8 protein-coding genes and 1 pseudogene are annotated in these 12,279 nt (G+C 52.1%); 5 read left to right on the forward strand and 4 right to left on the reverse strand.

Going from position 1 to position 12,279, the window contains the following annotated elements; all coding sequences use genetic code 11:
- Positions 1 to 331: 331 nt before the first annotated feature.
- From GMO_RS14985 to GMO_RS11500, 4 genes and pseudogenes are all read right to left on the reverse strand, one after another.
- The gene (locus GMO_RS14985) at positions 332 to 1,060 is read right to left on the reverse strand and encodes a hypothetical protein (RefSeq protein WP_408734802.1); all 729 of its coding nucleotides are present in this window, start codon (positions 1,058 to 1,060) and stop codon (positions 332 to 334) included.
- Positions 1,061 to 1,168: 108 nt separating this feature from the next.
- A pseudogene (locus GMO_RS14990) lies at positions 1,169 to 2,178 on the reverse strand (beta-galactosidase); the annotation flags it as partial.
- A gap of 7 nt (positions 2,179 to 2,185) precedes the next feature.
- Entirely contained in the window at positions 2,186 to 4,195 is a 2,010-nt protein-coding gene (locus tag GMO_RS11495) for an alpha-galactosidase (protein ID WP_008852589.1), read from the reverse strand.
- Positions 4,196 to 4,198: 3 nt separating this feature from the next.
- Positions 4,199 to 6,640 (reverse strand): TonB-dependent receptor, encoded by a 2,442-nt coding sequence (locus tag GMO_RS11500; protein WP_008852590.1) that lies wholly within the window; start codon positions 6,638 to 6,640, stop codon positions 4,199 to 4,201.
- Between the two features lie 300 nt (positions 6,641 to 6,940).
- On the opposite strand from GMO_RS11500, the gene GMO_RS11505 reads away from it, so the two are divergent.
- From GMO_RS11505 to GMO_RS11525, 5 genes are all read left to right on the forward strand, one after another.
- The gene (locus GMO_RS11505) at positions 6,941 to 7,738 is read left to right on the forward strand and encodes a DeoR/GlpR family DNA-binding transcription regulator (RefSeq protein WP_083813666.1); all 798 of its coding nucleotides are present in this window, start codon (positions 6,941 to 6,943) and stop codon (positions 7,736 to 7,738) included.
- A gap of 169 nt (positions 7,739 to 7,907) precedes the next feature.
- A complete protein-coding gene (locus tag GMO_RS11510) occupies positions 7,908 to 8,774 on the forward strand; it encodes an SIS domain-containing protein (protein WP_245528483.1) in 867 nt (288 codons plus the stop codon).
- Positions 8,767 to 10,056, forward strand: coding sequence for a class II D-tagatose-bisphosphate aldolase, non-catalytic subunit (locus tag GMO_RS11515; RefSeq protein WP_008852594.1), 1,290 nt, complete (start codon positions 8,767 to 8,769; stop codon positions 10,054 to 10,056). Before GMO_RS11510 ends, GMO_RS11515 begins: the two co-directional genes overlap by 8 nt.
- Positions 10,053 to 11,096 (forward strand): threonine aldolase family protein, encoded by a 1,044-nt coding sequence (locus GMO_RS11520; protein ID WP_008852595.1) that lies wholly within the window; start codon positions 10,053 to 10,055, stop codon positions 11,094 to 11,096. Before GMO_RS11515 ends, GMO_RS11520 begins: the two co-directional genes overlap by 4 nt.
- 136 nt (positions 11,097 to 11,232) lie before the next feature.
- Positions 11,233 to 12,192: an N-acetylglucosamine kinase gene (locus GMO_RS11525; RefSeq protein ID WP_040509416.1), complete on the forward strand. Its 960-nt coding sequence runs from the start codon at positions 11,233 to 11,235 to the stop codon at positions 12,190 to 12,192.
- Positions 12,193 to 12,279 lie beyond the last annotated feature (87 nt).

Genomic DNA, 12,279 nt, shown 5'->3' on the forward strand with positions numbered 1-12,279 from the left:
TCCCAACTGACGTCAAGCGACTCTTCCTGGAACGGGTGTTGAAAAATGTTATCGATGCCGATGGCAATATGAACGTCGGAAATCGCATGGTAATTCCCCTTCAAAATCGGGCAGCCATGCTGGGATGTTAATGAACCCGATGCGTTGTGCGGCAATGTTTGGGGAAGGCAAGATAATCACACTGTTCAGTGAGCGTAAAGCCGACAATTATCAGGCTAAGTTCAGGGTTCATAACCAGAACACGACGATTGCTGCGAAGAAATAGGTTTTGCATTAGTCTGCTGTGGCAGCGATGAGGATGATAGAGAAGACCTAGATATCAATCCTGAGCCTAAAATCCAGTCAAAGCCTTATATCCCTTGATACTGGCAGGGTTTTCCTGATGATAATCGAGAATTAGCACCTCATTTCCTATGGGACGTATCCAGCACGCCGGGCAGAACAGACGATACTGCGGACCTATATGCCAGAAGCGTCCAAGGGCATGACCATTGACCCAGACATATCCTTTTTTCCAAGAACTCATATCGATATAAACTCCGCCTCTAGCGGGACGATCAAAGTGAGCCCTGAAGAGAAAACCGTGTTGGATGGCTCGGTCAGGTAAAGCACGCAGCGTTGAAATATGACTATCGTCCAAGGGAAACCCTGTTATGGTCCAATTCCGTAACGGCTTTTCATCCAGGGACACATGTCCTTCCAGACCTTTTCGATCACCGAGAGCCGCTCCATAGCCAATATGGCCGAACGTATCGATTATGATATCGAGTTTCCTCGGCTTTTCAGCTTTCGAAATCATGAAGCTGGCTTCACCCGGATTTACGCGCGAGACCGTCCCGATATCTGTTCCCTCTAGGAAAAGCCGTGCGTAATCATGCACAGGTGGCAATTTGAGCAGTCCACTCATCCCGGCGGGGATAGTGGTCCGGTAAAGTGCCATTCCCTGACCCTGATGAAGGGCTCTTTCCATCGAAATCGGTGTGTCGCAGATCACGGTCGCACCTGGTGCTTCCCACAGAGAGCCGGCACGATGTGCCATTACAGGTTCAAATTCTACCATTGGAGGTGGTTCAGGAATTGACAGATCCTTGCAGTCCCCATGGTCAATCAGGAGATTGCGGAATGCATAATACTTTTTCGTCGGGCGTCCAGCTTCATCAATCGGCGCATCATAATCGTAACTTGTAATGACCGGCTGAAACCCCGAACCATCCCGATGGGCATTGGCGCCAGCTCCAAAGCCGAAATTCGTCCCACCATGTACGACGTACAGGTTGAACGACAGACCCTTCGCCACTATTGCAGAAAAATCCTTGGTGAATTCGACGCGTGCCAGGTCTTTATCTTCCCAGTGCGTCAGCCAGCCAGGATAGGCTTCGCTGATCCAGGCGGGGTCCTGTGTGCTAATACTCTTTGTACCTGAAATATCGTTTTCTCCATCCAGACCAATGGCACATCCCGGCAAATTGGTGCGTCTTTCAGTTAGTTGGGGCAGACCATCTGCTGTAGAAAACGGCCCGGGAATACCAGCCTGAATCCACGCTTCCCGGACCCAGACCATATATATCCTGTCGCTTCCGAAAGACGCGTATTCGTTTTCGACCTGTATCATGATGATAGGGCCGCCATTCGCAGCCAGATAAGGCCTGATGGACGAGGCGATTGCTGTGATGTACCGCTGGCAGGCTTTCAGAAAACGTGGATCGCGTGTTCGCAAAGAAATATCTTCATCGAAGAGAAGATAGGCCGGGAGCCCTCCCAAGTCCCACTCCCCGCAGATATAAGGACCAGGACGAAGAAAACCCAAAGACCGGCATCCTGACAGAGCTGTATGAAAGCCGGGAAATTGCATCTATCCGTGTGGAAATCAAAATGCCCGGGCGAACGCTCAAGAGTATTCCACATCAGATAAATACTGATGGTATTCAGGCCCATGGCCTTTGCCATTGCAATGCGCGACGGCCACTCTTCCCGCGGAATACGCGCAGGATGCATTTCGCCTGATCGAATTTGCATCGGCACTCCATCCAGACGGCAGCCTTCTGGATGGAGAGTAAAGCTGTGCGCTCGCCCATCTGGGCTCACTACCCGACACTCCACAGCACAAACAGGCTTGATCAGGTGATGCCCAAGAGAGAAAAGGCCCAGCGCAACGGTAGAACGACGAGTAAGGGACATGATGACCTTATGGTGTAAGTTCGAGTGTCATCACCTCGAAAGGCGCTAACTGGATTAAAAGTGGATGGTCAGCATCCAGGCTTTTGGGGATGGTAGATTTCGCCCAGAGTGCACGTACCGCATAATGCGTTGGGGCATCGGAAGGAATTTCCAGTACATTACGGGGTTCAATAAGTATCGAGCGAGGTTTCTGATCTGGATTGCGCAGGGTCAGAAAAGCCTTCTGTGGCGTCCATGCAGCCCACCCATAAGGCTCCAGTCGCCCTGGATCACCACCGACCCAATGACTGTCTTTCAGAATTTCCGCATTGGCTCGTGCCCATTTTGCCGTATCCGCAATAACGTCCCAGTCCTCGGTTTTCAGAAGATCAGGCGTTACATAGAGCTCCTGCTCGTCCGTACCTGTGGCGAAAAAGGAATGAACCTCGTCAGGAAAATCATCTCCCGGGTCGTCGTTCAGACGTTGATTTTTCTGTGCGTAGATGATGCCATGCAGCATCAGTGAATTCAGGGGGAAAAGCGGCGCCTTGACTACGATATTATGATAGGTATCGGAGTCACGGTATGTGATCCAGCGCTGGCGCTTGGTACCGACACCTCGAAGCATATCATCTTCACCTCCGCGCCAAATTGAGTCTGCCGTGCGCAGCCAGAACGGAGATGGGTATGTGCCGGTTGTCAGGTTAATAAAGGTGTCAGGCCTGGCCTTATAGATATCAGCAATAAGGTGAATTGCCGCATCAAAATCACTGTTAAAGACACTATTTTTGGCAACCTGACTCGCATTCCCCGTACCATCGAATTTGAACTGATTAATGCAGTCCTGGGTCAGAAGCGTCATTACAGCCTTATGAAACCCAGCGAAATAACGCTGTCCCGACAGATCAAATCCGCCGTCCTGTATCTCTAGACCCAGCTTGCGACCATGAGCTACTCGTATCTCCTTGGGCTTACCATAACCGCCCCATGGAGAAAGCCACACGCCTGGAGCAGCCCCGTAAGATGACGCAAGAGCACAAAGAGGACGAAAGCCTTCCGGAAAATCCTTGCTGAAATTCCACTGGCCACTTCTGTCGTCCCAGCCATCATCAAACAGAAACGAATTGAGCTTAACTCCCCGTTTGCGGACCAGTTCTTTACCAATACGACTGATGCGATTTTCTGCATCTTTTTGCGTGTAAGGTGTGAAATAGCCGATATCGTACCAGGAGTTATAGTTCAGGAACGGCCGGTAAGGATGCGTACGCTCGCGTTCTACATAAATCTGGAAATCCCGGCGCATCTGCCCATGCCGAACAATACCACCCACAGCGGAAACCGTCAGTTCATGGCCAACAGGGACAGGAAGAACCTGAGAAAGACTGAGTCGTGACTGCCCATTGAATACGAGGCTATCCGCAAGGGGGCTCTCGATTCCAAAATAGCTGTCTTCGATCGCAACAGGTGATCCTTGCACGTCTCCGATGACTTCACCGACATCAGTATGGGCGTCGAATAGCGAAACAGTTTTCAGGTGAAGAGCCGTCTTCACCGGAATAACAGTCAGACTTTGGCGCAGATAGGGTGAACCGTTGCGCTGCTCAACGCGCCATGTCGCAGTAAAACGGCCTTTGGGATCAGAAAAATGCGCAACGACTGCTTTCCCGTCCAAATGATCCGCTGCACGCGCAGACCCCGGCGCAGGCAAAAGAGCCTCCTCATACGGCTGGTCCGTTTGGTGAAGACTTTCGTTCGAGATTTTTTCGCCATCCGCTAAAGTAATCGTAAAAAGAGAAACCAATGAAACTATTCGCCCATGAATGACATCAATAAAACTCGCCTTATCCAGAGTTTCATTGTTCTGATGCCAGGACAGTTTGACAACATTGTTGCCTAGTGAGCCATTGCTGGTGATCATATCAGCGTATGTTGGTCCTGGTGAGAGAATACCAGTTTCCTGTCTGGCAGCATGGGCTGGCATCAGGATATTGGTTGTGAGAAGGGTCGCAATGAGCGCGTTCCTGAAAAAAACAGCCATGTTTCAAAAACCTGAAGACATCGAAAAGACGAGACCGAAACCACCGCCCACAGTATAAAGCGGTGAGCTTCCCTTAAGCGTCGAGCCAAAGACCCCTTTGACTGGGTGAGCATTGAACGCTCCCCCACCAGAGGCAAGATATTTGTTATCTGTGAGGTTAAGGGCGTTAACCTGAAGTTGTGGTGACTTGGCAAACCAGATTTTTTTGAAGCGATAACCAAGCGTCGCATTTCCAATCGCATATGCTGGCATCTTCTCGTCATTCATGAACGTCGAATACTGGGATCCAACGTAAGACATATAGCCATTGGCGAAGAAATGACCGTCGTCGTAAGAAAGGCCGAAATTTACCGTATAAGCGGGGCTGTTAATGGCGATTTTTCCAGCGCTTCGGATGTAGTCCGTACCGTCCGGAAGATTATTGTCCATCGTTGCATGCAGGTACTGGAAAGAGGCATATGGACTTAAGCCGTGCCAGGGACGCAGGCCGATTGCAAGCTGTGCGCCACGTGAAGTCTGCCCACCCGCATTGACATACTGCGAGACCAGACGTCCCCCTGTATAAGCCGTCACTGAGCTCTGACGGTTAGTCATATTGTAGTTAAACAGAGAAGCCGTAATATTGATCAGACCGGTGTGGCGATAGCCAATTTCTTCCGAAATCGAGTATTCTGGCTTCAGGCCGGTTGAGTGTGCCAGATCGATTTGGGGTGAACCCGCATCCCAGTAATTGCCATATACCAGAATACCAGACGGTTCACGGAATGCTGTTGCAGCATCAAAGTAAATCTGATCATGGGGCGTGATTTGATAGGACGCTGAAATCTGCGGCAGGGGCTGCGCATCACTGCGGCCATAGTTATAGTCGTCACCTGGGATGAGATTCGTGGATTTATAAGACATCATGACAAACTTCAACCCTGCGTTCAGGGTTAGCTTGTCATTGAACATCTTGTAAGTATCAGACAGGAAAAGCGAATTCAGCTGCTGGATCAGATGAATATTGAACTGCATGACTGCATCGCCATATTGATCTCTGATTGGATATTTCCCCCAGAAATTTTCGGCAGTCCCATTCGGTCCAATAACTGAAAACGGCGCCTGCTCGGTCTGGTTGTAATAATTGTACCAGTACCCTGCTTGCAATTCATTATGACCTGCCTTCCAGGACAGGACATTATTAAATCCAGCCGTATGCTGATTGAAATTATCAACGGCCTGTATGGCAGCCGACCCATCAACGGCACCCGGAATGTTTAAATTTCCTGTTGGTCGGGTACCATTGTAGCCTTCCTCAGCCTGATCCTGGCCATTGTTTCCTGCTCCGTGCAGATGGACGTAATAAGGCTCGCTGGTAAACGTCAGGCCATGCCCGAGATTAAAGACAAGCGGCGCGCCGATAACAACCGAATGACGCTCTTCTGAATTCAGCTTATAGTAATTGACGTCGCCTGGAGTGTAAGTTGGATCATAATAAGCTGCAGAACGCCCGGTTTGCTTCCACTGCGACTTGGAAATGCTCAGCAGGAATGGAAAACTCTGCTCGGTCCAGGTCATGAACACGCGTGCACTGTTTCCTTCTCCCCATTCCTTCATCACCTTGGCATCAATATGAGAGCGGCGATCCCGACCCGGACCAAGCCACTGCGCATTGGTTCCATAGGAATAGGATGCAAACGCCTTCACGCCGCTGTGACCGATTTCCCCGGTATCAAATCGTACAAATTCGCGCGCAAGCTGATGATTGCCGTAGGATACGTTCACCTTGCCACCGAGACGACTCTCCGGATCCGACAAATACTGTTTGATAGCACCTGCAACCGAGTTGTAGACGGGGGAAGAAATGTCAGCCACACCCTGCTGCACAGTAATTTTGCTGATATTTTCTGTATCGGATGCCTCGGACGTAAAAGGGGCATAAGAAGAAGGATCAGCGATCGGGATCCCTTCGAATGTGTAGCCAACAGAGGTCTGGCTCATACCACGCATATAAAAGCTGCTCTGATCGGACTGACCAAAAGCATCAGCATTCGAAAGCGTAATTCCCGGCGTATACTGAACCAGGGAGATCGGATTGCTGGTTGCCGCCTGTTTGGCAATAAAATCCCGCGTAACTGATTGCTGGGCCTTTGCCGCAGTTTCTGGCGGCAAGAGTCCCCCACCCGGGGTCGTATTCGTGACCCCGGTGGATGTGACAGCTGCAACGACGTGAATGCTTTCGGAAGCCTTTGCATCTACTGCTTGCTTTCTGGGAGATGCCTTTGAAGAGGTGGAAGCGGCTTTCAGTGCTGGCCCCGCCCTGTTGTGCAGAGGCTTGTATGTCGTCGTCTTAGCAAGGCCTGGTGCTGTCAGAACAGTCGAACACAGGAGTGTCATGCCAGTCAGCTGAAAGAGACGAAGCGACCTTGATCCGGGAAGAGCCGAGCAGTTGATAGAAGAACGCATTGGACCACTCCGTTGATGGTGGTCTCAGGATAACCATGCAGCCGATTATGATTGCAACAACAAAACATTCATAAACGATCAATAAAAATCTTTGAGTGAATGAGATTCTTGCCCGGATAGCCTGATATTTAGGGGTTTTTTCGTTTCTTTTCCTTACGAAAAAAAATTAAAGCTTCGATTCGAGATTTTTTCGATCATTATCGATCAACTTAAGTCTTGACATGATCGTAATTTAGAGTGGAATTTGAGAGCCGCCGGAAACGGTGCCATTATCAGGTCCGTTTCTGAACCGGAGTTCCTATGCAGCCCGATCGCCTCGCCCAAATTCGCCACCATCTTTATCGCCACGGGATAACAAGCGTGACGGAGCTGGCCAAAGTGGTAGAGAGTTCAGTCGCAACCATTCGCCGGGACCTTCAGCGCCTTGAGGAGCAGGGATATGTACGCCGGACACATGGAGGCGCTGAAATTATTGGCTCAGGAAACGCTGAAGTCGGGTTCCACGCCCGCGAAAGTCATCGTTTGGCCACCAAAAGAGCAATTGCTGACGCTGCTTATGAACGGCTGATCGAGAACACATCAATTTTTCTGGATTCTGGAACGACGGTCCTGCAGCTTGCAAAGCGTCTACGACTGCACCCCATCCCATTAACCGTATTTACCAACAGTGTGGCAATTGTTGATGCCCTGCTCGATACACCCAGAATCCAGCTGACACTTCTGGCCGGACGGGTCCGTAACGAGAACCGTAGTATTGTTGGCCCCCTGGCTGAACGTAGCATTGAAGCCTTGTGGTTCGACCAGTTGTTTCTTGGAGCCAGTGCCGTACAGCCCGACGGTAGCATTGCTACCCCTGATAGTGATGAGGCCAGTCTGAATGCAGCGATGTTGCGCCACTCAACAATGCGATTTCTGCTGATGGACAGCGGAAAATTCGGCAAGCATTCAACATTTAGAGTAGGGACGCTCGACGATGTCACCCATGTCATCACAGACGATCATCTGGACGAAGAATGGGTGTCACGTCTGGCTCAGACGGAGTTGTCGTGCAGCTATGTTTCCGGAGCAGGCATCCATGATGAAAGCGAAGACATTTAACCCGAACCCTACTTCTTCAAATGCACACATGAAATTCTGAGTGAACCGGACACCCATCTCTCCTGGTAAGGGAAATACAGCCATGAATGCGACAGAACGCGGAATACGCGAACAGTTTCCCCTTTGGAACGAACTTGACCTGAAGAGGATAGACCCGGAACCTGGCAGAATGCAGATTGTCGTCGGCTGTGGCACATCCGTTCACATTGCGGATTCCATTGCTGCGACCCTTAATATTCAAGGCCATCTGGCACGGGCCGTCCCAGGTAATGAGTGGACCGTCCGCTCAGACAACTACGTACCGTCATCAGTCCCCGTCGAGGTGGTTGCTTTGTCCAGAAGTGGAGAATCTACGGAAACAGTCGCAGCAGCCCGTAAGAGCCGTCTGAACGGTGTTCCGGTCGTTGCCTTCACATGCGCTCCTGGCAGTTCCTTATGCCACGAGGCAGACAGGCTGGTGGAAGCAAAGACACATCCCGAAGAGGGGATTGTCATGACAGCATCCGCAAGTCTGATGTTGCTGATGGGGCTTCGATATGCTGGGGTTTCGGTTGGTCCTCAGACAACTGAAGCAGCTGAGAAGCTTCTGGTAAACGGAGAGAAATTCCTGCCTAAATTGATTGCGGGTCGGACGCATTTCGTTTTTCTTGGCGGCGGCAGCCTGTATGGCGTAGCACGTGAAGCAGCGCTGAAAATGCAGGAAATGAGCCTCAGCCAGAGTGAGGCTCATCATCCGCTTGAATACCGTCACGGACCAATCAGCCTGATCGATGATCGTTCGCTGGTCGTCATGCTTTATCATCCGGATACCGCTTCCGAAGAGGCTGCTGTTGTCGCAGATGTTCAGAGCAAGGGGGCACGCGTCCTGGGGCTTGGCGGCCCCGGGGATGTGTCGCTTGATGTCGGGGGAGAGCCACTTACAGAACCGTTGGTCTGTTTGCCACTCCTTCAGTTGCTGGGCGAAAACGTCGCCAGAATGAAAGGTCTGGATACGTTGGCTCCACGTCATCTCACAAAGGTCGTGACCGTTGCATGAACCGACGGCCATTCTGAAAAACCTGGTAAAACAGGTCCATGATCCGGCCATTCCCAAACATGAGCGTTGTGGCATCACTTCTGTCTGCTCTGCGCATCCCATCGTTCTGGAAGCCGCCTTGCGGCGAGCCGCAAGCAACAAAACTCCGGTCCTGATTGAGGCGACCTGCAATCAGGTCAATCAGGAAGGCGGCTATACCGGGATGACCCCGGCAGACTTCTGTAGCCTTATTGCTTCAATCGCAGCCAAGGTCGGTTGTCCGATGGATTCCATTATTCTGGGCGGAGATCATCTGGGTCCTAACCCTTGGAAACACCTTCCTCCCAACGAGGCCTTGGTCCGCGCGGGAGAGATGGTGGAATCCTATGCTGCTGCCGGTTTCCTCAAGCTGCATCTTGACACGAGCATGGGCTGTGCTGAAGAGCCTGCTGTTCTTGCAGATGCAGTTGTTGCAGAACGGGCCGCACTCCTTGCAGCAAGGGCTGAAGCAGTTGCTCCGGGAAAGCCGGTCTATGTTGTCGGAACCGAAGTTCCTGTCCCGGGTGGCGCATTGGAGACACTGGATCATCTCATTCCCACCACCGGACAAGCTGCACGCTCTACAGCGGCGATGACACGCGAGATTTTTTCCAGAACATTGTCCGATGAAGTCTGGAGTAGGGTTATTGCGCTCGTCGTACAGCCAGGCGTCGAGTTCAGCGCAGAGGAGACAATCTTTTATCAACCCGGGAAGGCCAAGGGCCTTGTTGACACACTAGGTACTCTCCCCGGTATGGTTTTCGAAGCTCATTCAACAGACTACCAGACAGTCCGTCACCTCCGTGCGCTTGTCGAAGACGGATTTTCAGTGCTCAAAGTCGGTCCAGCCCTGACCTTTGCACTTCGGGAAGCCCTCTTCAGCCTTGATGAACTGGCCTCAATTCTTCAGCCAGGCCGCGTATCACTCGTACAGGTCCTGGAGGATGAGATGCAGGCAGAGCCGTCTTTCTGGCAGGGGCATTATGATCCCGCAAAAGCCGATATGCTGCGTCTCTACGGCTACAGTGATCGCATCCGCTATTATTGGGCACGCCCGCGCATACAGCGTGCTGTAAGTGACCTTCTGGGCGTTCTGGAAGACACGGGCCTTCCTGATCCATTGGTAAGCCAGTTTCTACCCAAGCTCTATGAACGGGTGAGAAGTGGGGAGATCCCCTGTGAGGGCATGGCTATGCTTCTCGCAGCCGTTGGGGATGTTCTCGATGATTACGGCTCAGCCTGTGCGCCCAGGAGAGTGCAATGACAGCGCAACAGTTTGCCAGCGACAACTATGCAGGTATCTGCCCCGCAGCTTTCAACGCAATGATGGAAGCCAATGCGGGATCGGCTGTCTCCTATGGACAGGATGACTGGACTTCCCGCGCTGCTGATGCTCTACGCAGTGCTTTCGAGCACGATGCCGATGTGTATTTTGTATTTAATGGGACAGCTGCGAATTCTCTTGCGCTTGCCAGCCTGTGCCGCTCCTACGAAAGTATTATCGCAGCGGATTTCGCCCATATCGAAACCGATGAATGCGGCGCTCCGGAGTTCTTTTCAAATGGCGCGAAAATCCTTACGGCTCCGACCGATAGGGGCAAGTTGACTCCCATAGCAATCCGGGCCATCGCGAAGAGCCGGAATGACATTCATTTTCCACGTCCGGCAGTGGTAACCATTACACAGCCGACTGAGACCGGCCTGCTCTATACCTTGGATGAAATTCAATCCATTAGTACAGCCTGCAGGGAACTCGGTCTGAAACTGCATATGGACGGTGCACGCTTCGCGAATGCCGTGGCTGCTCTGAACTGTTCTCCTGCGGACATGACATGGCGTGTTGGCGTTGACGTCCTGTGCTGTGGTGGAACCAAAGGTGGCATGGGCATTGGTGAAGCCGTCTTGTTTTTTGACCGTGATCTGGCGCGGGGGTTTGACTATCGCTGCAAACAGGCGGGACAGTTGGCCTCGAAAATGCGCTTCCTTGCTGCTCCCTGGGTTGGAATGCTGCAGGACGGACGCTGGCTTGAATATGCGCGACATGCCAACAGTTCCGCTCGTTTGCTGGGCCGACTTCTTCAGGATATCGAAGAAATTCAGCTTGTTTATCCTGTTGAAGCCAATGCTGTTTTCATTTCCATGCCGCCGGATGTTGGATTGAGGCTGAGAAAGCGCGGCTGGTTATTCTATGAGTTCATAGGAGATGCTGCCCGCTTTATGTTTGCGTGGGACGCCGACAGAAACCGGATTGAGAAGCTGGCTCAGGACATTCGAGAGTGCTCATATTCCGCTACCAATAGCTGAAACTCATGGTACGCCTCATGTTCTGGCCAACCGAAAATTACAGAAAAGGCTGTTCAGAAGCACTCTGTCAGAAATCCATGAATATCCACATAATAGTCATTCTGTTATTTGAGCAGCGTTTTTCTAGGATACTTTCATGATTCAGCCCTCTATCGTGGCCGTGGATGGAGGGGGAAGCAAAACCCTGATGGTCGTCCTGCGTCAGGACGGTACCATTTTCGATATCAGGCGTGCCAGAGGTTCCAACCCTTTCGATCAACCCTTATGGCGCGAAACGCTCTTGGGGTTGCTCGACCGCCTTCCAGGTCATGTTGCAGCCGCTGGTCTGGGCCTTGCTGGTTCCGGAGAAAGCGCCACATTCACTCAACATCAGTGTAGCCTGATTGATGTGGCCCTGGGGGATATTCCCCACTCTCTGACCAATGATGTGGACATGGCCTGCAATGGCGCTTTTGCAGGACAGGCAGGCGTTCTTCTGCTTTCGGGAACCGGCTCCATGGCATGGGCAACAGACGGTGCCGGCCGGACCTGCCGGGTGGGAGGCTGGGGGAGTCTTCTGGGCGACGAAGGAAGCGCTTTCTGGATTGGACGCAAGGCTCTTGGGGTCATCACGGCCATTCTCGATGGTCGCAACACGGTCGATACGGATTTTTTGGCGCCGTTTCAGAAGGCATTGGATCTATCGTCCGATCCAGCTGAATGCGCCGCAGCCCTGCTGGACTGGTACGCCAATCTGACACATGAACGCTCTGCTGTGGCCTCGCTCGCACATATAGTCGCCCGGTTGGCTGAGGAGAACTGTGCGCCAGCAGGCAGGCTCATGCAGGAAGCTGCAGCGGAACTTGTGCTCAATATCCAGACGGCCCGCCGCAAACTGCTCTGCCCTGATCTCCCCTGGAGCTATGCAGGTGGAACCCTTCAGAGCGCTTTCCTGCGCAATGCGATTGCCGAAACGTGCGGCGCTCCTGCGCGTCCACTGCTACCTCCGATCGGAGGTGGTCTTCTCACGGCTGCCAGACTTGCAGCCTGGCCTGTGGATGACATCTGGATCCACAATCTCGCCAAGACCCTCAGCGACGCAGGGCTGGGCAATTGATCCTGCCCTGCGTGCAACCGTCTTTATAATAGTCCTTGCCCACAAAGGCTTACGGATCCCTCCTAACGTGGCTCTTTCCAAGCCACC

The organism is Gluconobacter morbifer G707 (assembly GCF_000234355.1).
Classification (GTDB): domain Bacteria; phylum Pseudomonadota; class Alphaproteobacteria; order Acetobacterales; family Acetobacteraceae; genus Gluconobacter; species Gluconobacter morbifer.